Source organism: Micromonospora sp. NPDC048986 (assembly GCF_040649335.1).
Classification (GTDB): domain Bacteria; phylum Actinomycetota; class Actinomycetes; order Mycobacteriales; family Micromonosporaceae; genus Micromonospora; species Micromonospora alfalfae.
Genome location: NZ_JBEZFJ010000006.1, coordinates 244,396 through 267,290, shown reverse-complemented (window position 1 = coordinate 267,290; position 22,895 = coordinate 244,396). Strand labels below are relative to the sequence as shown.

Here is a 22,895-nt window from a genome sequence, read left to right as displayed (position 1 = left end):
GTTCGATTGCCTCGAACGCCCGTTCCAACCAGCCGGAGCGCGGCGTTTCGCGGCGCCACCTCCGGGCGGTGCGGCTCCGCGGGCCGCACCTGGGTTTCCGGGCAGTCGCGAGCCTGGTCCCAACAGGCAGGAGCGTCGCCCACCGCCCACGACCCCCGGGCGGCGGGCGACGCACCCGCCGGTCCGCCGGCCGGGTGTGGTGTGGGGAAGCATCCACACCCGGCCGGCCACACCCGGTGCGTCTTCCTCCGCACCACCCCGACCTCGGCGTCTCGTCGGTGGCATCAGCCGCCGCAGTGACGTCTCGGCCACGTGGAGGAGAGACATCCATGCCGACCAACCCGGCTCAGGCACCGACGGTGCCGGCGCACGTGCTGCCGCACCGCACCCCCGCCCAACTCCTCACGTTGGCCCGCCGTGGGCTGGTCGAGGCCGGCCAGACCCGACCTGACGGCCTGCGCTACGCAGCTGCCCACCTGGCCGCCCTGCGCGCGGCGGCGGCTCTGCTCGCCGCCCGGGCCCGACCCGCGCCGAGTCGACGCAACCGGATCACCAGCGTCTGGGTCCTCCTCTGCGCCGTCGCTCCGGAGCTCGACGAGTGGTCCCGGTTCTTCGCCGCGGGGGCCAGCAAGCGTGCCGCCGCCGAGGCCGGCATCCCCCGGGTGGTCAGCGCCCGGGAGGCCGACGATCTGCTCCGGGCTGCCGAACAGTTCGTCACGGTGGTGGAAACCGCGCTCGGCGTGGCCCACCAACCGGCCCTGGACGGCCTCGCCGCCTGATCCCGCCGTGCCACCGGCCGCCCCGCGGGGGGAGCCGGGCGGCCGGTGGCACGGCGTGCCGGTCCTGATCTGATCCACAGCAACGACGGGGGAGTTGGTCCAATGGCGGGCCGCATGGTGGTCGGTTCCGCCGCGCTGGCCGATCTGGTGCGCCCGGCGAGCGCGCCCGACCCGGTCGGTGGCCACCGAGTGCTGCCGGTGGTGCCCGAGCTGACCGGTCTGCTGCCCAACCGGGGTCTGCGCCGGGGCAGCACCATCGCGGTCGCCGCCGGCCAGCCCCGCCGCAGCGGTGGCACCTCGCTGATGCTGGCCCTGCTCGCCGAGGCGTCCCGGGCCGGCTCGTGGTGCGCCGTGGTCGGGGTGCCGACGTTCGGCGCGGGCGCGGCGGCTGAGTTGGGCATCGCCCTGGACCGGCTGGCCCTGGTGCCGAACCCCGGCCCCGAGTGGGCCACAGTGGTCGCCGCGCTGATCGACGGGGTGGACGTCGTGGTCACCACAGTGCCGGCCTCGGTCTCCGCCTCGGTCGCCACCCGGTTGGCGGCCCGGGCCCGGCAGCGCGGCAGCGTGCTCGTCCCGTACGGCCGGTGGGACGGCGCGGATGTGACGCTGCAGGTGGTCCGGGGAGTCTGGGAGGGGCTCGGGCTGGGCCGGGGGCGGTTGCGCCGCCGGGAGATCACCGTCTCGGCGCGCGGGCGTGGGGCGGCCGCCCGGCCCAAGGAGATCAAGGTCTGGCTCCCAGGTGACGAGCTGACCCGGGTGATCCCTCGTACGCTGCCGTCGCCCGTGGGCCGATCGGCCGCGCCACTCGCGCTGGTCGGTCGGGGATGACCGGCGCGCCGGCACGCACGCTGCTGCTGTGGTGCCCGGACTGGCCGGTGCTCGCCGCCGAGATCGTCGACGGGGTGCCGGCGACCGGCCCGGTCGCCGTGCTGCACGCCAATCGGGTGGTCGCCTGCTCCGAGCGGGCCCGCGCCGAGGGGGTGCGTCGAGGGCTGCGCAAGCGGGAGGCGCAGGGGCGCTGCCCGCAGCTCACCGTCGTGGAGTACGACCCCGGCCGGGACGCCCGGGCGTTCGAGCCGGTGGTCGCCGCGGTGGAGGAGTTGGTCGCCGGTGTCGAGGTGGTCCGTCCGGGGGCCTGTGCGGTGGCCGCCCGGGGGCCGGGCCGCTACCTCGGCGGTGAGGAGGCGGCCGCTGAGCGGATCATCGAGCACGTGGCGCAGTCGTGCCTGGTGGAGAGCCAGGTCGGCATCGCCGACGGGGTGTTCGCGGCCGGGTTGGCCGCTCGCGCTGGCCGGGTGGTGGCGCCGGGTGGGACACCGGAGTTCCTGGCCGGATTGCCGGTCGAGGCGCTCGGCCGGTCGGCGCTGGCCGACCTGCTGCGTCGGCTGGGCGTACGCACCCTCGGCGACTTCGCCGCCCTGCCGGCCGGCGACGTGCTGGCCCGGTTCGGGTTCGACGGTGCGCTGGCCCACCGGCTGGCCGCCGGGCGGGACCACCGCCCACTCGCCGTCCGGCAGCCGCCGGCCGACCTGACGGTGACCGCCGAGCACGACGAGCCGATCGACAGGGTCGACGCGGCGGCGTTCGTGGCCCGGGCGCTGGCCGAGCGGTTGCACGAACGGCTGGCCGGGCACGGGCTGGCCTGCACCCGGCTCGGCATCGAGGCGGTCACCGAGCACGGGCAGGAGCTGCACCGGGTGTGGCGGCACGATGGCCTGCTCACCGCCTCGGCCATCGCCGACCGGGTGCGCTGGCAGCTCGACGGGTGGCTCTCCGGCAGCAACGGCCGCGCCGGTGCCCGGCCGGCCCGACCGACGGCCGGCATCATCCGGCTGCGCCTGATACCGGACGGGGTGATCGCCCAGGCCGGTCTGCAGACCGGTCTCTGGGGGGAGACCGGCGAGGAGCGGGAACGCGCGCACCGGGCGTTGAGCCGGGTGCAGGGCATCCTCGGCCCGGAAGCGGTGGTCACCGCGGTGCTCGGTGGTGGGCGCTCCCCGGCCGACCAGGTGCGACTGGTGCCGTGGGGCGACGAACGTGTCCCCGCACGCCCTGGCCCGCCGGCCGATGCCGGCGCCGACCCGGGCACCGGCCGGGGTGGAGGCGGGGCTCCGCCGTGGCCGGGCCGGCTGCCGGCGCCCGCGCCGGCGGTGGTGCTGCCCAACCCGCTCGCGGCGACGGTGCACGACGCCGCCGGCGAGCCGGTGGTGATCAGCGCGCGGTTGGCGGTGAGCGCCCCACCGGCTCGGCTGGTGGTCGGCACCGGCCAGCCGGCGGAGATCGTGGGCTGGGCCGGCCCGTGGCCGGTGGACGAGCGGTGGTGGGCGCCGGTCGAGGCCCGTCGACGGGCCCGGTTCCAGGTCAGCCTGGCCGACGGTGCCGCCCTGCTGCTGGCCGTCGAGGCCGGGCAGTGGTTGGTGGAGGCGATCTATGACTGAGTCAGGTGGATCCCTGCCCGGCGTCGGTTGGCTCCGCGCTGGCCGGGGAACAGATGTCCTGACGAGCGTGATGACTCACAGGCATCAAGATGTCTGTGAGTCATCACGCTCATCGCACCTCTCGCCGCCAGCGGGGCGACCGCCGTCGTGTCCGTCGTCGACCCGATCGCCCAGCGTCCCTCGGCCGAGCAGTACCGGGCCGAGCAGCGCGGCCGGAGCGGCCGGATGAGCTTTCACAACCCGAAGATGCCCTGGTCGGAGCTGGAACGCGTGCTCTCCGGCCGGGCCGGCGGCGGCCGGTCGGGCGGTGGGCGGTCGCGCGAGGAGCGGCACCTGCACGTGGTGGACCCGCTCGCCGTGGACGCCGACGGCGGCGACTCCCCGGCCTGGAGCCGTAAGCGCCAGCAGTACGAGCCACCGGAGCTGACCCGCCCCGACGGCGTGGTGCCCTACGCGGAGCTGCACGCGCACACGAACTTCAGCTTCCTCGACGGCGCCAGCCACCCGGAGGAGCTGGCCGAGGAGGCGGCCCGGCTGGGGCTCACCGCGCTTGCCGTCACCGACCACGACGGCTTCTACGGGGTGGTCCGCTTCGCCGAGGCGGCTCGGACGCTGGGCCTGCCGACCATCTTCGGCGCGGAGCTGTCCCTCGGCCTGCCCGGCCCGCAGAACGGCGAGCCCGACCCGCACGGCGCGCACCTGCTGGTGCTCGCGCACGGCCACGAGGGGTACGCCCGGCTGGCCACCACCATCGCCCGCGCCCAGCTCCGCGGCGGGGAGAAGGGCCGCCCGGATTACGGGGACCTGGAGGAGGTCGCCGCCGAGCTGCGTGACCATGTGCTGGTGCTGACCGGCTGCCGCAAGGGGCACGTGCCGGGGGCGCTGCTCACCGACGGGGTGGACGCGGCGGCCCGCGAGTTGGACCGGCTGACAGCGCTCTTCGGGGCGGAGACGGTGGCGGTGGAGCTGACCGACCACGGCCACCCCATCGACGCCGACCGTAACGACGCGCTCGCCGAGCTGGCCGCCGCGGCCGGGTTGCCGACGGTGGCCAGCAACAACGTGCACTACGCCAGCCCCGGCCGGCGTCGGCTGGCCACCACCGTCGCCGCGGTCCGGGCCCGACGCAGCCTGGACGAGATCGACGGCTGGTTGCCCGCGGCGGCCACCGCCCACCTGCGCAGCGGCGCGGAGATGGCGGCCCGGTTCGCCGCGTACCCGGGTGCGGTGGCGCGGGCCGCCGAGTTCGGCGCCGAGTTGGCCTTCGACCTTCAGCTCGTCGCGCCGCAGCTACCGGCGTACCCGGTGCCGCCGGGGCACACCGAGATGAGTTGGCTGCGGAAGCTGACAGCTGACGGGGCGCACGAGCGCTACGGGCCGCCGCAGGCGCACCCGACGGCGTACGCGCAACTCGACCACGAACTGAACATGATCGAGGAACTGGGGTTCCCCGGCTACTTCCTGGTGGTCTACGACATCGTCACGTTCTGCCGTGACCAGGACATCTACTGCCAGGGTCGGGGTTCGGCGGCCAACTCGGCGGTCTGCTACGCGTTGCGGATCACCAATGTGGACGCGGTCCGGCACCAACTGCTCTTCGAGCGGTTCCTCGCCCCGGAACGCGACGGCCCACCCGACATCGACGTGGACATCGAGTCCGACCGTCGGGAGGAGGTGATTCAGCACGTCTACACCCGTTACGGCCGGGAGCACGCCGCCCAGGTCGCCAACGTCATCTCCTACCGGCCCCGGTCGGCGGTGCGGGACGTGGCCAAGGCGTTCGGCTACTCGCCGGGGCAGCAGGACGCCTGGAGCAAGCAGATCGACAGGTGGGGCTCGGTCGCCACTGTCGATGTCGAGAACATCCCCGAGCAGGTGGTGGAGTACGCGAACGAGTTGCAGACGTTCCCACGGCACCTGGGCATCCACTCCGGCGGCATGGTGATCTGCGACCGGCCGGTGATCGAGGTCTGCCCGGTGGAGTGGGGGCGGATGCCCGGGCGCAGCGTCCTGCAATGGGACAAGGACGACTGCGCCGCTGTGGGCCTGGTCAAGTTCGACCTGCTCGGCCTGGGCATGCTCTCCGCCCTGCACTACGGCTACGACATGATCGGGTCCCGGCTCGACCTGGGCGACATGACCCTGGACGACCCGGAGGTCTACGACATGCTCTGCCGGGCCGACTCGGTCGGGGTGTTCCAGGTGGAGAGCCGCGCCCAGATGGCCACCCTGCCCCGACTCAAGCCCCGCGAGTTCTACGACCTGGTGGTCGAGGTGGCGCTGATCCGCCCCGGTCCGATCCAGGGCGGTTCGGTGCACCCGTTCATCCGCCGCAAGAACGGTCAGGAGCCGGTGACCTTCGCGCACCCGCTGATGCGCAACGCCCTGGAGAAGACCCTTGGTGTGCCGCTGTTCCAGGAGCAGTTGATGCAGCTCGCCATCGACCTGGCCGGCTTCGACGCGGCCGAGGCCGACCAGTTGCGCCGGGCGATGGGCGCGAAACGGTCGGTCGAGCGGATGACCCGGATCGCCGACCGGCTCTATGCCGGGATGGCCGAGCGGGGCATCACCGGTGAGCTGGCCGACGACGTCTACCGCAAGCTCACCGCGTTCGCCAGCTACGGCTTCCCGGAGAGCCACGCGATGAGCTTCGCCTACCTGGTCTACGCCAGTTCCTGGCTCAAGCGTTACCACCCCGCGCCGTTCCTGGCCGCGCTGCTCAACGCCCAGCCGATGGGTTTCTACTCGCCGCAGACCCTGGTCGACGACGCCCGCCGGCACGGGGTGGAGGTCCGTCGCCCGGACATCAACGCCAGCGGGGCCCTGGCGGTGCTGGAGTCCACCCCGGAGACCCGGTGGGGCAGCGGGCCGGGGGAGCCGCCGCACGCGTGGGGGCTGGGCGGCCCCGCCGTCCGGCTCGGACTGTCCAGTGTGCGGACCCTCGGCGCCGACGTGGCCGAACGGATCGAGGTCGAACGGGCCGCCGGCGGGCCGTACCGGGACATGCCGGATGTGGCCCGGCGGGTCGGTCTCACCGCCGCGCAGCTGGAGGCGTTGGCCACTGCGGACGCCTTCGCCTGTTTCGGGCTGACCCGGCGACAGGCGCTCTGGGCCGCCGGCGCGGCGGCCCAGGACCGACCGGGTCGGCTGCCCGGCACTGTGACCGGCGCGGCGGCGCCCACGCTGCCCGGGATGGAGGCGGTGGACCGGCTGGTCGCCGACGTGTGGGCCACCGGGCTGTCGCCGGAGAGCCACCCCGCCCGGTTCATCAGGGGTCAGCTCGACGTGCTCGGCGCGGTGCCGATCGCCCGGCTCGGCAGGGTGGAGCCGGGGCAGCGGATCCGGGTCGGTGGCATCGTCACCCACCGGCAACGCCCGGCGACGGCGGGCGGGGTCACCTTCCTCAACCTGGAGGACGAGACGGGGATGCTCAACGTCACCTGTTCGCCGGGGCTGTGGCAGCGCTACCGGCGGGTGGCGCGGACCAGCGCCGCGCTGGTGGTCCGGGGGCGGTTGCAGCGGCACGAGGGAGTGACCAACCTGATCGCCGACCGGCTGGACGCCATCGAGCCACCGGTGAGTCCGGCCTCCCGTGACTTCCGCTGATTCAGTGATCCACATTACGGTTTCCCGAGCCGTCGAGCGGGAGACTCGTCCCGAGCGGGCAGAGCGGCCCGTGATCCGTGAGGGGGAACGACAGTGACGGGAAATCACGCGTACACCGGTGGAATCGCCAACGCCCGGCGGACCCGACTGGGCACCGGCTGGGTGCCGTCGCACCTCGCCGACCCCCGCGAGTACGAGGTGACAAACGGTCCGGTGGCCAACGAGCGCCGGTCCCGGGCGGAGGACGAGGCCGAGGGCACCGAGGCCTGACCGGCCGCCGCACCACGCACCGATCGGGCGTGTGGTGGGCGGCCCCGCCACACGCCCGCACCACCACCGGGCCGGGTGACTAGGCTCGGCCGGGTGGAGCAGACCCCAGGCCGGTTCGCCGAGCCGCCGCTGACACCCCGCACCGCCGTGATCTGGTCGGTGCTCCGCGCCGAGCTGGACCGGCGCGGCGACGCCGAGCTAACAGTGCTGGACGTGGGCGGCGGCACCGGCGGTTTCGCCGTTCCGCTGGCCCGCGCCGGGCATCGGGTCACCGTCGTCGACGCCAGCCCCGACGCGCTCGCCGCGCTCGACCGCCGCGCCGCCGAGGCCGGGGTGGCCGACCGGATCGTCGCCGTGCAGGGCGACGGTGACGCCCTCGCCGGGCTGGTCGAGCCGGCCGGCGTCGACCTGGTGCTCTGCCACGCAGTCCTGGAGGTGGTCGACGACCCGACGCCGGTGGTGACCGCGCTGGCCACCGCGCTGCGCCCGGGTGGCGCGGCCAGTGTGCTGGTGGCCGGCCGGGCCGCCGCCGTGCTGGGCCGCGCGATGAACGGGCACCTGGACGTCGCGACCACCCTGGCCAGCGATCCGGCCGGCACTGCCGGCCCGCGCGACACCCTGCGCCGACGCTACGACGCCCCCGGCGCCGCCGCGCTGCTCGGCGCCGCCGGGCTGGTGGTCGAGGAGATCCACGGGGTACGCGTGCTGGCCGACCTGCTGCCGGCCGCTGTCGCCGATGGGCAGTCCGCCGCAGTGGTCGAGCTGGAACGTGCGCTGGCCGCCCAACCGCCGTACCGGGACCTGGCCGCCCAACTGCACCTGTTCGCCCGCCGGCCGGCATGACCGCCGAGGCCGGTGGCCGGCCGGCCCCGCTGGAGATCCTCGGGCCGGGCCACGGCGGGGGCCGCCTCGCCGACGTGCTGCCCAGCGCGCTGGCGGTGCTCGGGGTGCCCGGCTCGACCGACCCGCTGGGGCTCCGGCCCGCGCTGGCCGGGGTACGCCGGATCGCCGTGCTGCTCGTCGACGGGCTCGGCTGGTACCAGCTGCCGACCGCGGCCCCGTACGCGCCGACCATCGCCGGGCTCGCCGCGACGGCGGCCCGGCCGCTCATCGCCGGTTTCCCGTCCACCACGCCGACCAGCCTGGTGTCGCTGGGCACCGGTGTCGCGCCCGGCGCGCACGGCGTGCTCGGCTTCACAGTGCGGGTGCCCGGCACCGATCGGGTGCTCACCCACACCGACTGGGCCGCCGATCCGTCGCCGCTGCGCTGGCAGCCGGTGCCCACCCAGTTGGAGCGGGCCCGTGCTGCCGGGGTGACGACGAGCGTGGTGAGTCGCCCGGAGTTCGGCGGCAGCGGGTTGACGGTGGCCGCCAACCGGGGCGGCGACTTCCGGGGCGCCGCCGGCGGGGACGCGGTGGCCACCGCCATGCTGGCCGCGCTCTCCGTCGGGGCCGGGCCCACACTGGTCTCCGGCTACCACGCCGACCTGGACCGGCACGGCCACGTCAGCGGCGTCGACTCGGCGCCCTGGCGGGTCGCCGCGACCGAGGTGGACGCCCTGGTAGCCCGACTGGTCGACGGGCTGCCGCCGGACGCGGCGCTGCTGGTGACCGCCGACCACGGGCAGCTCGACATCCCTGCCGCGCACCGCTTCGACCTGGACACCGACCCGCGACTGCGCGCCGGCGTGCGGCTGGTGGCCGGCGAGGCCCGGGTGCGTTACCTGCACGTCGAGCCGGGCGCGGTCGACGACGTGCGGGCCGCCTGGTCGGAGGTGCTGGGTGCCACGGCCCGGGTACGCACCCGCGACGAGCTGGTGGCCACCGGCTGGTTCGGGCCGGTGACCGAGGAGCACCTGGGCCGGATCGGCGACGTGGTGGCGATCTGCAACGACACGTACGCGGTAATGGCCAGTCGCACCGAGCGGCCGATGGCGTCGAAGTTGGTGGCCTACCACGGGTCGGACACCGCGGCGGAGCTGACAGTGCCGCTGTTGGTCGTCCGGGGCTGACCCGCTGACGGTTCGGCCCGCTGGCCGATGGTGGTGTCGTACCTCCGGGTTAACCTGCCGGGATGGGCCGCAGCCAGTCGTTGCCCCGGGGCGACGATCCGCGCTTCGGGCCGGACGCCGACGACTCCGCCAGCCCGATCCTGCACGTCGACATGGACGCCTTCTTCGCCGCCGTCGAGGTGCGTCGTCGCCCCGAGCTGCGCGGCCGGCCGGTGATCGTCGGCGGTGTCGGCCCGCGCGGGGTGGTCAGCTCGGCAAGCTACGAGGCCCGCCGGTACGGCGTCCGCAGCGCGATGCCGACCAGCCAGGCCCGGGCCCGCTGCCCCCACGCTGTCTACCTGCCACCGGATTTTTCCGCCTACACGGCCGCCTCCCGGGCCGTCATGCAGATCTTCCGAGACGTCACGCCGCTGGTGGAGCCGCTCTCCCTCGACGAGGCGTTCCTCGACGTGACCGGTGCCCGTCGGCTGTTCGGCCCTCCGGCCACCATCGCCCGGCTGATCCGTCGCCGGGTCGCCGACGAGCAGGCGCTGACCTGCTCGGTCGGGGTGGCGCCGACCAAGTTCGTGGCCAAGCTGGGCTCCACCCGGGCCAAGCCGGACGGCCTGCTGGTCGTGCCCCCGGGGCAGGTGCTCGACTTCCTGCACCCGCTGCCGGTGGACGCCCTGTGGGGGGTGGGGGAGCGCGCCGCCGAGGCGCTACGCCGGCTCGGCCTGACCACGGTCGGCGACCTCGCCGAGGCGCCGGTGGGCATGCTCCGCCGAGCCGTCGGTGCCGCCTCGGCGTCGCACCTGCACGAGTTGGCCTGGGGGCGCGACCCGCGCGGGGTCAGCCCCGAGCACGTCGACAAGTCGATCGGCGCCGAGGTGACCTTCGACGTCGACGTGGCCGACCCGTTGGAGATCCGCCGCGCGTTGCTGGCGCTCAGCGCGAAGGTCGGTGTCCGGTTGCGCGGCTCCGAGCAGGTCGGGCGCACCGTCTCACTCAAGGTCCGGCTGGCCGACTTCCGCACCGTCAGCCGATCTCGCACCCTCGACGTTCCCACCGACACCGCCCGCGAGATGTTCGACACGGTCTGGGCGCTCTACACCGCATTGGATCCCGGCGAGCGGATCCGCCTCGTCGGTGTCCGGGTGGAAGGACTCGCCCCGGCGCAGGGCGCTCCCCGGCAACTCACCCTCGGCGCGCCCGAGCGTGGCTGGCGCGAAGCGGAAGCTGCCGCGGACGCCGCCGCTGCCCGTTTCGGGCGGTCCGTCATAGGTCCGGCCAGTCTGATGGGCGACCGTGATCCCCGTCGAAACGAAAATCCACCCCGCCCATAGGTCGTCCCGCTTTCCGACGCGCGACCCCCCTCGTAGACTTGCGGGTAAGCAGCCGGTTGGCTGCCACGGTCTGTCGGCCCGAGTGGGCCCGACCAACGTGACCGGGGAGGAGTGCCGTGCCGCTCTCGGAGCACGAGCAGCGGCTGTTCGAGCAGATCGAGCGGTCGCTTGCCGAGGACCCCAAATTCGCCTCGGCCGTGCGCGCCAGCGATCCGCGCTTCCATGCGCGGCGTCGCCTGCTCGTCGCCGCCGGCGTCATCATCGCTGGCTTGGCTCTACTGGTCTATGGCGCGGTGATCAAGACTCCACCACTGGCGGTGGCGGGCTTCGTCGTCATGCTGGCGTCGGCCGCGTTCGCGGTGCAGTCGCACCGGCGGGCGCAGTCACCCGACCTGCACGTGGTGGGCGGCACGACGAGTCGTCGTCGTCCCCGCGGTGGCCGATCCGGTCGCCGGTCGTCAATCCTGGACCGCATGGAGGACAGGTGGCGGCAGCGCCCGGAGGGGCACCGCTGAGCCGGTCCCGCCGCTGAGGCGGGCCGTACGCCGCGACGAGCGGTCGCCGGGCACAGCCCCCGGCGACCTCCGTCGTATCCGCGCGCCCTTACCCGGTTCCGCGTCCCCTGCGCTGCACCCTCTCCCGCGTGATCGTGCTTGGTCTGTGGTCTTCTCCCGCGCCCGCGCCCGCGCCCGCGCCCGCGCCCGCGCCCGCGCCCGCGCCCGCGCCCGCGCCCGCGCCCGCGCCCGCGCCCGCGCCCGCGCCCGCTCCCGCTCCCGCATGATCGTGCTCGATCCTGGAAGTAGTGGCATCGTGTGCGAGGCGAGGGGCCTCTTTCCTGGATCGAGCACGACCTTGGGCGGTCCCGGTAGTCGTTGAGCTGCTGCGCCGCCCGGTCGAATCCGCGCGAACGACGTCGCCCCCGAGCAGCGGCATGATCGACTCAAGTTCCGCGTGATCGGGGGGCACCCCGGCCACCGGAGACCGCGACTTCACCGCACCACTGCGCAGACCCGACGTCGCCCCGGTCAAGGCCTCACTCGGCCCGGGAGGCGGCCTGCGCCTCACTCGGCCCGGGCGGCCTGCGCCTCACTCGGCCCGGGCGGCCTACGCCTCACTCGGCCTGCGCGGCCTACGCCCTACTCGGCTACGCCTCACCCCGACACGGTGCCGCTGCGCCTGGCCCGCGCACCCACCCCGGCGCACCCACCCGGAGCGTCCATGATCACTCGATGAGGAGCAGCTGCCAGCAGCTCTGCAACTACTGATCATCAGGTGATGATGAGCGCCGGTGGTGGGTGCGCCGGAGCGATGGTGCGGGGGTGGGTGGGTCGGATTTCGGTCAGCGTGCGGCCCGGTCGGCCAGCAGCCGACGAGGGTTCCACCGCAGCAGTCGGTACCGGGCCTGACCGGTGAGCGCCACCATCCGGCTGGACCTGTCGGCCATGGCGGTGCGCCAGCGCAGCAGCACCGAGGGCGGCAGCACGGCGGCGAGGAGGCGGGTCCGCCGGTCCGCCCGTGCCGCGAGCGCCGCACGGACCGCGCGTAGCGCCGGCAGCAACCGCTCACCGGTCAGCGGATCCCGCGCGTAGCGGGCCCGCTCCTCCGCCCGGCCGAGCAGCCGCGCGGACCCGATCGCGTCGTCATCGTCGAGGGAGTCCCGGACAAGCCGGTCCGCTGTCGCCCTGGGCGTCTCGGTCGGATCGACCGGGACCCGGAAGTCCACAAGCGTGTCGAGCAGTTCCGCCCAGGCGGCGTGCGCGTCCGCGCGGGCCTGGTTGGCGTCCGCGCTGACCATCACCGGACGGGCCCCCGGCTCGCTGCCGCCGTCGACCCTCGCGGAGGCCATCGCCCCGCTCGTCGCGCGGCCACTGCGTCGGCGGCGCAGGGTCATCCGGCGCAGGGCGGGCACCGCGAGCAGCACCAGCAGGGCCACCAGGCCCGCTGCCCACCATGGCCAGACCGGCGGCTGCTCGTTCGGCGTCGTCCCGCCGAGGGAGAGCCCGTCGTCGGCGTCCCGGTCGGCGTTGTCCTGGCCGGTCGGCTCCGTCGCGGCGCCCGGGTCCGTCGGGGCGCTCGTGGCGTCGGTGCTCGGGCTGGACGCCTCCGGCGCGTCAGTGTCCGGCGCCCAGGCCGACCGGGTGGAGCCGGGCACCCCGTACGCCGGGGTGGCGTCGAACGGCACCCAACCAGCCCCGTCGAAGTAGACCTCGGTCCAGGCGTGCAGGTTGAGGTTGGTCAGCGTGAAGGTGTCGCCGTCGCGCTTGCTGCCGTTGGTGAACCCGAACGCCACCCGGGCCGGAATGCCGGCCGAGCGGACCAGCCAGGCCATCGCGGCGGCGTACTGCTGGCAGTAGCCGACCTTGTTGGTCAAGAAGTTGACGATGTCCTGACCGCTGCTGCCGCTCTCGGTGCTCAACCGGTAGCTGAAGCCGTTGTCCGCCGAAAAGTGCCGGTAGATCGACAGCACCCGGTCGTAGTCCGTGCGCTTGCCCTGGATCAGCCCCTTGACCAGCTCCTCCACCTCGGGCACCGGCCCGGGGGTGGCGGTCATCTGTCGGCGAACGGGGTGTTCGGTCGGCAGTGGCTTCGCGGCCCGCAACGCCTCAGGCGTGAAGGTCGAGCGGACGTAGTCGAAGGAGTACTTCCGACCGCGGGAGTTCTCCCGGTTGGAGAAGACGACCTGCTGGGTGGTGTCGTAGAGCCAGTTGTCGCTGAGGTCGTCGGCGCGGGTCGGCTCGGCGTACACCGGCATCAGCGACATGCTCAGGCTCTTGGTGACCTCGACGGTCGCCTGGTAGGTGGTCTGTTGCACGCCTGGACCGGCCCGGTCGGCCGGGTTCGGCAGGTCCCGGTTGACCGACCGGCCGCTGGGGTTGCGCGCCTGGAAACCAGCGGGGCGAAGCTCGTCGGCGACCGCGTAACGCAGGTAGAACGGGTTCTGCTCGGACGTCTTCACCTTCACCAGGTCGGCTACCTGGGACTGGTTGAGTTGGCCGGCGAGCGAGGCGAACAGGTCGATCCGACCCGACGTGCCGCCCGAGCCGGACCCGTTGCCGGTGCCGTTGCCCGGCCCTCGGCTGAGCGAGTCGAGCAGCCCGCCGGTCATGCCGGGCACCGCCAGCGGCAGCACCACCGCCAGCGCCACTCCGACCGCCGCGAGCCGACGGCCGGCGGAGGCCAGCGGAGAGGCCTCCCAGACGTCGACGTCGCGGCCATCACCGGTGAACCGGCGTCCGAAGCGACGGACCCGGTCGACGTTGTCGGTGACCAGCAGCCAGAGGTAACCGGCGGCGCCCACCACGAACGGCACCGCGGGGACGCTGTCCACGTAGACGGCGACCGGCACCGAGTAGATGGCGAGCATCGGCAGCCCCGCCAGCGCGGGCCGGCGCAGCCCAACGGCCAGTACGTCCACCAGCACGGCGACCCCGCCGACGCCGAGCACGGCGATGAACAGCAGCGGGTCAGTGTCCGGGACCTCGACCCCGTACGAGCGCATGTCCTGCATGGAGCCGGCGAGCAGGTCGCCGAAGTACGCGAACGTGCCCGGGGTGGGCAGGATCGCGAGCAACTCCTGGCCGCTGGGGAACAACCAGGTCAGGGCGAGCATCAGGCCGGCCAGCATGCCCAGCACCTGACCCCACAGCGGTGCCCGGGCGAGGCGGGTCAGCGCGGCCACCCCGGCCACCACGGCGACCGCGATGATGGACTCGATCAACCACGTCCAGCCCTGGAAGATGGCCGACAGTGGCGCGGCGGCCAGCAGCGTGGCAGCGGCCGCCACCATGCCGATGTTCCGACTGCTGATCATGAGGGGAGCCTTCCGTTCATCGCACACCGCCGGCGACCGTCTCGGCCAGCGCGGCCCGCAGGGCGAACCCCTGGGCGCCCCGACCGACCTGCGGCCACAGCGCCGGCAGCCGGCCGCCGTGGTCGACGCCGACCACCCGCCAACCACTCTGCAACATGGCCAGGACGGCGGCGGCGTGGGCGTGCTCCGCCTCGGCCCGCGCCTTCTCCGGCAGGCTGAGCCAGGTGGAGCTGTTCAGCAGGAAGCCGACACAGGTGGCGCCGTTGCCCCGCAGCCCGGCCAGCAGCTCCGCCTCGGCGACGCTCACAGTGCCGAACAGGCCGATGATCAGACCGCCGTCGGCGCGTTGACGGACCCGCTGCACGAGGCCGGTGACCTCGGCGCGCTGATCGAGTCGGACCTCCGCGAGGTGGTCGAGCAGCGCGCCGTCCCCGCCGGCCTCCGAGGCGTCCACATCTGCGCCCGAGCCGGTGACCAGGCGCAACTTGTAACCGGCCTGCCGCAGGTGGACGGCGATGCTCGCGGCGGCCGACACCGACCACTCGAAACTGGCAGTCGGCCCCTCGCCCCGGTGGCCGTACGCCCGGGTGTCCAGGACGACTGTGGCCCGGCTCTCCCACGGTTGCTCCTCGCGGCGCACCATCAGCTCACCGGTGCGGGCGGTGGACTTCCAGTGCACCCGGCGCAGGTCGTCGCCGCGCCGGTACTCCCGGGTCGCCGCGTCGTCCTCGCCGTGCACCGCCACCGAGCGTGCCCGGCTGTCGCCGCTGCCCGCGTACTCCCCGGGGAGCCGGACCGACGGCAGCGGGGTGACCTGCGGGATGACCGTCAGGTGGTCGGTGCTGGGGAAGGAGCGGGTGAGTTCACAGAGGCCGAACGGGTCGGTCATCCGGACGACCAGCGGGCCCACGTCGTAGCGGCCCCGAACGTCGGCCCGCACCGTGTACGCCACGGAGCTGGCCTGGTGCGCGCCGAGCCGCTCCAACACCACCCGGGGCCGGCTGCCCAGCGCGTAGGGCAGCCGGTCCTCCAGGAGCAGGGTGCCGGTCGGCAGCCGGGAGAGGTTCTGTAGGCGCAGCACCACCCGGGAGTTGGCGCCGACCGGAACCCGGTGCGGGTCCAGCGAACGGTTGCAGGCCAGCTTGTAGCGGCTCCGCCCGACGTAGGCGGCGGCCAGCAACGGCAGGATGGCCAACAGCACAGCCACCCGGAGCAGGTCCTTCTCGCCGAGGATGCCGGCCGAGATCGCCGCCGCGACCGCGGCGGCGAGGAAGGACCGACCGCGGGTGGTCAGCCCGCGTAGCCCGGCACGCACGTCATGGCCTCCGCGGCTCGTAGGGTGCGCGACCGTTGCCGGTGGCGGGTGGCCGGGTGTCGTACGGATTGCGCTGCCTGTCGTGTGGCAGCGGCAGGCGGTGCACCAGCTCGGAGACGATCGCGTCGGTGGTGCGCCGGGCGAGCTGCGCGTCGGCGGTCGGGATGATCCGGTGGGCCAGCACCGGCACCGCCAGGGCCTGCAGATCGTCGGGGAGGACATAGTCGCGGCCCTCCAGGGCGGCGACCGCCCGGGCGGTGCGCAACAGTTGCAGGGTCGCCCGGGGGGACGCGCCGAGCCGCAGGTCGGGGGCTTCGCGGGTGGCGGTGACCAGGTCGATCGCGTACTGCTTGACCGCGTCCGCCACGTGCACCTGCCGGACGGTGGCGATCAACTGCCGGACGATGGCCGCGTCGGAGACCGCGCGCAGCTCGTGCAGCGGGTCGGTGGCGCCGTGCCCGTCGAGCATGGCCAGCTCGGCGTTGGAGTCCGGGTAACCCATCGCGATGCGGGCGGTGAACCGGTCGCGCTGCGCCTCCGGCAGCGGGTAGGTCCCCTCCATCTCGATCGGGTTCTGGGTGGCGATCACCATGAACGGGGTCTGGAGCTGGTACGTCACCCCGTCGACGGTGACCTGCCGCTCCTCCATGCACTCCAGCAACGCCGACTGGGTCTTCGGCGAGGCCCGGTTGATCTCGTCGCCGACCACCAGGTTGGCGAACACGGCGCCGGGGCGGAACTCGAAGTCGTGCGTCTCCTGGTTGTAGACGCTGACCCCGGTGACGTCGCTGGGCAACAGGTCGGGGGTGAACTGGATCCGTCGGACCGTGCAGTCGATGGACCGCGCGAGGGCCTTGGCAAGTTTGGTCTTGCCGACACCCGGGACGTCTTCGATCAGGAGGTGACCCTCGGCGAGCAGGACGGCCAGGGCGAGCCGCACGGTGGCGGTCTTACCCTCGATGACCTGCTCGATGTTGGCCACGATGGCCTCGCTGGCGGCGCGGAACTCGTCGTGCGGCAACAGGCCGCCCACCTCGTCCCAGGTCTGTTGTGTCACGGGCCTCCTCCTCGTCGCCGTCACGGCAGCTCTCTAGAGAGCACCTGGACCCGCCGTTGGGTTCGCGACGTCGAGCCTCGTTTGCCGCAGGAATCTCACTGGTCTCTCAGGCTAACCATGTTTGTCGTTATCGCCGACCCCCGCAGGTAGTCCGTCGGTTACGCACCGATATTCGCCGGCTCGGGGGAACGGGTTCGACAGCGCCCGGGGGCCGGCAGGGCGAACCATGGAAGAGGTACACTGCGGGGCATGGCCGGAGTCTTCCTGCTTCTTACCGGGCCGTGCTGATGCGCTGAACCCAGCGACAGCACGGCGGCCCCTCCTGCGCGAGGGGCTTTTTTGTGCCCGCCGCCGGCCCGGCCGGTGGTGCCGAGACGAAGCGAAGCGAAGCGAGGAGAGACGATGAGTGAGGCAGCCGCACCGGCGGGCGACATTCCCCCGTTCCGGTACACAGCGGCCCTGGCCGACGAGATCGAGATTCGTTGGCAGGACATCTGGGCGCGCGAGGGCACCTTCCACGCACCGAACCCGACCGGCCCGCTGGCCGACCCGACCCACCCACGCGCCGGCGCGGAGAAGCTGTACGTGCTGGACATGTTCCCGTACCCGTCCGGAGCGGGCCTGCACGTCGGCCACCCGCTGGGCTACATCGGCACCGACTGCTACGCCCGCTACCAGCGGATGGCCGGTCGTAACGTGCTGCACGCGATGGGCTTCGACGCGTTCGGCCTGCCCGCCGAGCAGTACGCGGTGCAGACCGGCACCCACCCCCGGACCACCACCGTCGCGAACATCGAGCGGTACAAGGCGCAGCTGCGCCGGCTGGGGCTGGCGCACGACGAGCGCCGCTCGGTGGCCACCATCGACACCGACTTCTACCGCTGGACCCAGTGGATCTTCCTGCAGATCTTCAACTCCTGGTACGACAGCGACGCCGGCCGGGCCCGTCCGATCGCTGAGCTGATCGCCGAGTTCGAGGGCGGCAACCGGCCCACCCCGGACGGCCGCGCCTGGGCCGAGCTGAGCGTCGCCGAGCGTCGCCAGGTCGTCGACGACCACCGCCTGGCGTACGTCTCGCAGGCGCCGGTGAACTGGTGCCCGGGTCTGGGCACCGTGCTGGCCAACGAGGAGGTCACCGCCGACGGCCGTTCCGAGCGGGGCAACTTCCCGGTCTTCAAGCGCAACCTGAAGCAGTGGATGATGCGGATCACCGCGTACGGTGACCGGCTGCTGGACGACCTGGACAGCCTGGACTGGCCCGAGCCGATCAAGCTGATGCAGCGCAACTGGATCGGCCGCTCCACGGGCGCCCACGTCGACTTCCCGACCAGCGCGGCACCGGTGCGGGTGTTCACGACCCGCCCGGACACCGTCTTCGGCGCCACCTACATGGTGCTGGCGCCCGAGCACGAGCTGGTCGACGCGCTGGCGTCGGCCAGCTGGCCGGACGGGACGAGGGACGCCTGGACCGGCGGGCACGCCAGCCCCCGGGAGGCCATCGAGGCGTACCGCAAGGCGGCAGCCGCCAAGACCGACGTCGAGCGGCAGTCCGACACGAAGGAGAAGACCGGCGTCTTCATCGGCGCGTACGCCACCAACCCGGTCACCGGCGGGCAGATCCCGATCTTCATCGCCGACTACGTGCTGGCCGGCTACGGCACCGGCGCGATCATGGCGGTGCCGGCGCAGGACGAGCGGGACTGGGCGTTCGCCGAGGTCTTCGAGCTGCCCATCGTCCGTACCGTGCAGCCGGCGGAGGGCTTCGACGGCAAGGCGTACACAGGGGACGGCCCGGCGATCAACAGCGCCGCGCCCGAGCGCGGCCTGGACCTGAACGGCCTGGGGGTCGCCGATGCCAAGGCGGCGATCATCGCCTGGCTGGAGGCGAACGGGCACGGCACCGGCGCGGTGACCTACCGGCTGCGCGACTGGCTGTTCTCCCGGCAGCGTTACTGGGGCGAACCGTTCCCGATCGTCTACGACGAGACCGGCGCGGCCATCGCCCTGCCGGAGGAGATGCTGCCGGTCGAGCTGCCGGAGGTGGACGACTTCTCCCCGAAGACGTTCGACGCCGACGACGCCAACAGCAACCCGGAGACCCCGCTGTCACGGCGGCGCGACTGGGTCGAGGTCGAACTGGACCTGGGTGACGGGCCGAAGCGCTACACCCGGGAAACCAACGTGATGCCGCAGTGGGCCGGCTCCTGCTGGTACGAGCTGCGCTACCTGGACCCGACCAACAGCGAGCGGTTCGTCGACGCGGAGAACGAGCGGTACTGGATGGGCCCGCGCGCCGACGGCGACTGCGGGGGCACCGACCTGTACGTCGGTGGCGCCGAGCACGCCGTGCTGCACCTGCTGTACGCGCGGTTCTGGCACAAGGTGCTGTTCGACCTGGGGCACGTGTCGTCGTTCGAGCCGTTCCGCAAGCTGTTCAACCAGGGCATGATCCAGGCGTACGCGTACACCGACTCGCGCGGCAGCTACGTGCAGGCCGAGGAGGTCTTCGAGCGCGACGGCGCCTACTACCTGGGTGACCTGGCGGTCAACCGCGAGTACGGCAAGATGGGCAAGTCGCTGAAGAATGTGGTGACCCCCGACGACATGTGCGCCGCCTACGGCGCGGACACCTTCCGGGTGTACGAGATGTCGATGGGGCCGCTGGAGGTCTCCCGCCCCTGGGAGACCCGGGCGGTGGTCGGCTCGTACCGGTTCCTGCAACGGGTGTGGCGGGCCGTCGTCGACGAGCAGACCGGCGCCCTGCGGGTCACCGAGGACCCGGCCGACGAGGCGACCCGCCGGCTGCTGCACAAGGTGATCGACGGGGTCCGCGGCGACATGGACGGCATCCGGTTCAACACCGCGATCGCCAAGCTGATCGAGCTGACCAACGGGCTGACCCGACTGTCGGCCACGCCCCGCGAGGTGGCCGAGCCGCTGGTGCTGATGGTGGCGCCGTTCGCCCCGCACGTGGCCGAGGAGCTGTGGCGCAAGCTGGGCCACGACACCTCGCTGACGTACGCGGACTTCCCGACCGCCGACCCGGCGCTGCTGGTGGCCGACACGGTGACGTACCCGGTGCAGGTGAACGGCAAGGTCCGTGGCCGCGTCGAGGTCCCCGCCGACGCCTCCGAGGAGAGCGTCCGCGCGGCGGCACTGGACGCGGTGGCGGGGAGCCTGGGTGGCAAGGAGCCCCGCAAGGTCATCGTGGTCAAGGGCCGGATGGTCTCGGTAGTCGCCTGACCCCCGCACGCGCCCTGCCCCGCCCCACCCCGCGATCTTGCAGTTTCGGTGTGGTTTTTGTCCCTTGTATCCGGTGATGCCGGCACAGAAACTGCAAGATCGCGGGAGTGGGAGTGGGAGAGGGAGTGGGAGTGGGAGTGGGTTAGGCGGGCATGGTGCGGCGGCGGCGTTCTGCTCGCCACCACTGGTGGATGAGCACCAGGCTGGCGATCAGGCCGAGGCTGGCCGGGGCCGCGGCGTACCAGTTGACGTGGCCGGGGGAGCTGACCGCCGCGCCGATCGCCGCGTAGCCGAAGGCGGTCGGCGCGGACGCGATCACGCTGCCGGCCAGGAACGGCAGCACTCGGGCGCCGGTCGTGCCGTAGCCGTAGCTGACCAGGCCGAAGCCGGCGATCGGCAGCAGCCGGACGGTGACCACACCGAGCACGCTCTGCCGGGCGAACCAGCCGTCGAGGCGGGCCAGGCGACCGCGGACCCGCTCGGCGACGAACTCCCGACCGAGCAACCGGCCGACGGTGAACCCGATCGCCGCCGCCACCAGCGCCGCGCCCAGGGCGTACGCGGCACCCTCCAGCGGGCCGAAGATCGCACCTGCGGCGAGCGTGATGAAGGTCCGGGGCACCAGCGCGACCAGCAGCAGCGCACCACCGAGGATCGCCGCCACCGGGGCGAGGTCGCCCAGCCGGTCGGCGACCAGCGGCAACTGCGCCGGGTCCGGGCGGGGCACCAGCAGCAGCAGTAACCCGCACCCGCCGATCAGCAGCAGGAGCAGCGCGAACCGGGCGGCCGACGGCTGCCGGAGCAGCCGCCGGACGGCACGGATCATGCCCGGGCGGCGGCCACCGCGGAGCGGCGCTCGTTGCGGAGCCGGTCCGACCAGGTGTCGTCCAACGGCGGGAGCTGGTGTGCCCCGGTGGCCCAGCGCAGCAGCAGGTCGGCCAGGGCCGGGTTGCGCGCCAGCGCCGGACCGTGCGAGTAGGTGCCCAGCAGCTTGCCGCGCCACGCGCCCTCGGTGGCGCCGTCGTTGCCCACCCCGGCGGTGACCCGGGCCAACGGGGAGACCTCCGGACCGAGGTGGGTGCGACCGCCGTGGTTCTCGAAGCCGGTCAGCGGCGGCAGGCCGAGCCGGGGGTCGATCTCACCGGCCAGCTCGCCCACCGCCCGGCTCTCGCCCCGGTCGGACCGCAGGTCGAGCAGCTCCAGCCCGCGGCACTGCACACCCTTGGCGAAGAACGAGGTGCCGAGGAGCTGGTAGCCGGCGCAGACGCCGAACACCACCGAGCCCTGCGCGACGGCGCGGTGCAGGCCGCCGTCGGCCAGCAGCCGCTGGGCGCCGAGCGCCTGCGGGCCGTCCTCGCCGCCACCGACCAGGTAGATGTCGGCGGTCGCGGGCAGCCGCTCGTCGGAGCGGACCTCCAGCACCTCGACCGGCATCCCGCGCTGACGGGCCCGCCGGGCGAGGATCAGGGCGTTGCCCCGGTCTCCGTAGGTGGAGAGCAGGTCGGGGTAGATCCAGACGATGCGCAGACTCTCAGATGACACGGTCCAACTCCGCTCGGATGTCCTGGAACGCGGTGTAGTTCGCGATGACCTCCAGCCGGCCGGGCGGGACCGACCGGAGTGCGTCGTCGAACGTGCGGACGTGCTGGAACGGCACGTCGTTGACGTCCAGTCGCACCGCCAGGTCGTATGCCCGGTCGCCGGTGATCAACACCTGCCGGCCTCGGAGCGGGGCGAAGTCGACGTCGTAGAGCCAGGAGGTGTCCAGACCGTCGGGATCGCGCGCGTTGATGGAGAGCAGGGTCGGCGCGTCGTCGGCCATGTCGAACGCCTCCAGCCAACTGGCCGGGTTCTTGGCCAGCAGCAGCCGGATGTTGCGCCCGTCCTTGTCGACCTGTGCGTAGCGGCCGGCCACCGAGGTGACGATGCCGAGGCGGGACACCGCGTCGACCGGGCGGACGCCGAACTCGGCGGCCACCGCCAGCGCGGTCGCCGCGTTGCCGAGGTTGACCTTGCCGGGCAGTTGGAGGGAGACCTTGTGCCAGGCGCCGGTGGGGTCGAGCACGCCCTCGTCCTCGACGACCCAGTGCGGCTCCGGTCGGCGTAGCGGGCAGCCGGTGCACCACCACTGCTCGCCGGAGCGCTGGATGGTGGAGCCGCACTCCGGGCAGACCCAGGAGTCGTCGTGCCAGCGTTGGCCGGCGCTGAACCACGTCACGTGCGGCGGGTTGATGCCCCGGGCGGGGTCACCGGGTGGGGTGGCGGCCCAGACGACCAGCGGGTCGTCGGCGTTGGCCACCACCCGTACGTCGGTGTGCCGGACGAGCGCCGCGCGCCAGAGCTGCGCCATCATGGCGACCTCCTTGGCGCGGTCGAGCTGGTCGCGGGAGAGGTTCAGCAGCGCGACAACGTGCGGCTCGGTCGCCTCCAGCACCTGCGCGAGGTAGTGCTCGTCGACCTCCAGCACCGCGTACGGGGTGCTGCCGGCCTTGGCCAGCGCCGAGGTGTGCCCGCTGGGCATGTTGGCGCCGAACGAGTTGGTGGCGACCCGGCCGAGCACGCCGACAGCGGCGGAGGTCAGTCGGGTGGTGGTGGTCTTGCCGTTGGTGCCGGAGACGAGCGCGATCGCGCGCCCGGCCGACAGGTGGGCCAGCAGGTCCGGATCGATCTTCAGGCCGATCCACCCGCCGATCACTGAACCGTCGCCACGGCCGGCCGCCCGGGAGAGCGCCGCGGCGGTCCGTGACACGGAGCTGGCCACCTTGGCCCGTAGGGGCATTTTCGCGTCCGTCACGCGAGCGAGGTTACCGGACCGCCGACCCCACCAGATCGCCGCCGACGGGGAACCGTTCGGCAGTGGTGGCTGCGCGGGCGGCCGGGTCGGCCTCCCCCGGACGGAGTCGATCTATGTCGGAAAGCGGACCACGCCGAGGGGCGGCCGAAGCCCTCCACTCCGCTCCACCCCTTGTGACGTGCGGTTTTGTCCCCGGGTCAGGCGCGCCACGCGGGCGAATTTGGTTGCGGGTGGAGGGAAGTGGAGTA

At 73.3% G+C, this 22,895-nt stretch carries 16 protein-coding genes; 10 read left to right on the top strand and 6 right to left on the bottom strand.

The genetic code is table 11. The features are described from left to right. Positions 1-329 precede the first annotated feature (329 nt). The 9 genes from AB0B94_RS15220 to AB0B94_RS15180 all read left to right on the top strand — a co-directional run bounded on the left by AB0B94_RS15220 (position 330) and on the right by AB0B94_RS15180 (position 10,942). On the top strand, positions 330-779 hold the full coding sequence (locus AB0B94_RS15220) for an SAV_6107 family HEPN domain-containing protein (RefSeq protein WP_007463070.1): 450 nt from the start codon (positions 330-332) through the stop codon (positions 777-779). A 102-nt stretch (positions 780-881) separates the two neighbouring features. Beyond that, positions 882-1,607, top strand: coding sequence for a hypothetical protein (locus AB0B94_RS15215; protein ID WP_196918923.1), 726 nt, complete (start codon positions 882-884; stop codon positions 1,605-1,607). Further along, the gene (locus tag AB0B94_RS15210; RefSeq protein WP_357278104.1) at positions 1,604-3,217 is read left to right on the top strand and encodes a DNA polymerase Y family protein; all 1,614 of its coding nucleotides are present in this window, start codon (positions 1,604-1,606) and stop codon (positions 3,215-3,217) included. The genes AB0B94_RS15215 and AB0B94_RS15210 overlap by 4 nt, the downstream gene beginning before the upstream one ends. Positions 3,218-3,442: 225 nt before the next feature. Beyond that, complete coding sequence (locus AB0B94_RS15205) at positions 3,443-6,823, top strand: error-prone DNA polymerase (RefSeq protein ID WP_357278478.1); 3,381 nt, start codon at positions 3,443-3,445, stop codon at positions 6,821-6,823. A 93-nt stretch (positions 6,824-6,916) separates the two neighbouring features. Next, a complete protein-coding gene (locus tag AB0B94_RS15200; protein ID WP_167492956.1) occupies positions 6,917-7,093 on the top strand; it encodes a hypothetical protein in 177 nt (58 codons plus the stop codon). 75 nt (positions 7,094-7,168) lie between these two features. Beyond that, a complete protein-coding gene (locus AB0B94_RS15195) occupies positions 7,169-7,936 on the top strand; it encodes a methyltransferase domain-containing protein (RefSeq protein ID WP_357278100.1) in 768 nt (255 codons plus the stop codon). Continuing rightward, positions 7,933-9,105 carry a nucleotide pyrophosphatase/phosphodiesterase family protein gene (locus AB0B94_RS15190; protein ID WP_357278095.1) on the top strand — a complete coding sequence of 391 codons (1,173 nt, stop codon included), beginning with the start codon at positions 7,933-7,935 and terminating at the stop codon, positions 9,103-9,105. Before AB0B94_RS15195 ends, AB0B94_RS15190 begins: the two co-directional genes overlap by 4 nt. A gap of 62 nt (positions 9,106-9,167) precedes the next feature. Continuing rightward, positions 9,168-10,427, top strand: coding sequence for a DNA polymerase IV (locus tag AB0B94_RS15185; protein WP_357278090.1), 1,260 nt, complete (start codon positions 9,168-9,170; stop codon positions 10,425-10,427). Positions 10,428-10,543: 116 nt separating this feature from the next. Beyond that, positions 10,544-10,942, top strand: coding sequence for a DUF3040 domain-containing protein (locus tag AB0B94_RS15180; RefSeq protein WP_030334542.1), 399 nt, complete (start codon positions 10,544-10,546; stop codon positions 10,940-10,942). An 824-nt stretch (positions 10,943-11,766) separates the two neighbouring features. On the opposite strand, the gene AB0B94_RS15175 is transcribed toward AB0B94_RS15180, so the two are convergent. Genes AB0B94_RS15175 through AB0B94_RS15165 form a run of 3 tightly spaced genes read right to left on the bottom strand, consistent with a single transcriptional unit; the run spans position 11,767 to position 16,610 of the window. After that, positions 11,767-14,238, bottom strand: a complete 2,472-nt coding sequence (locus AB0B94_RS15175) for a DUF3488 and transglutaminase-like domain-containing protein (RefSeq protein ID WP_357278082.1) — start codon at positions 14,236-14,238, stop codon at positions 11,767-11,769. A 16-nt stretch (positions 14,239-14,254) separates the two neighbouring features. Continuing rightward, entirely contained in the window at positions 14,255-15,553 is a 1,299-nt protein-coding gene (locus tag AB0B94_RS15170) for a DUF58 domain-containing protein (RefSeq protein ID WP_210785716.1), read from the bottom strand. Between the two features lies 1 nt (position 15,554). Next, positions 15,555-16,610: a MoxR family ATPase gene (locus tag AB0B94_RS15165; protein WP_091407670.1), complete on the bottom strand. Its 1,056-nt coding sequence runs from the start codon at positions 16,608-16,610 to the stop codon at positions 15,555-15,557. Positions 16,611-17,012: 402 nt separating this feature from the next. Here AB0B94_RS15165 and leuS point away from each other — a divergent pair, with 402 nt between their 5' ends. Beyond that, positions 17,013-19,853, top strand: a complete 2,841-nt coding sequence (gene leuS / locus AB0B94_RS15160; RefSeq protein ID WP_357278071.1) for a leucine--tRNA ligase — start codon at positions 17,013-17,015, stop codon at positions 19,851-19,853. A gap of 142 nt (positions 19,854-19,995) precedes the next feature. On the opposite strand, the gene AB0B94_RS15155 is transcribed toward leuS, so the two are convergent. From AB0B94_RS15155 to AB0B94_RS15145, 3 genes are read right to left on the bottom strand one after another with little or no spacing between them, the layout of a single operon-like run. After that, entirely contained in the window at positions 19,996-20,679 is a 684-nt protein-coding gene (locus AB0B94_RS15155; RefSeq protein WP_357278066.1) for a VTT domain-containing protein, read from the bottom strand. Next, complete coding sequence (locus AB0B94_RS15150; protein ID WP_091407683.1) at positions 20,676-21,395, bottom strand: glutamine amidotransferase; 720 nt, start codon at positions 21,393-21,395, stop codon at positions 20,676-20,678. The genes AB0B94_RS15155 and AB0B94_RS15150 overlap by 4 nt, the downstream gene beginning before the upstream one ends. Continuing rightward, positions 21,385-22,632, bottom strand: coding sequence for a MurT ligase domain-containing protein (locus tag AB0B94_RS15145; protein WP_091407686.1), 1,248 nt, complete (start codon positions 22,630-22,632; stop codon positions 21,385-21,387). The genes AB0B94_RS15150 and AB0B94_RS15145 overlap by 11 nt, the downstream gene beginning before the upstream one ends. Positions 22,633-22,895: the final 263 nt, after the last annotated feature.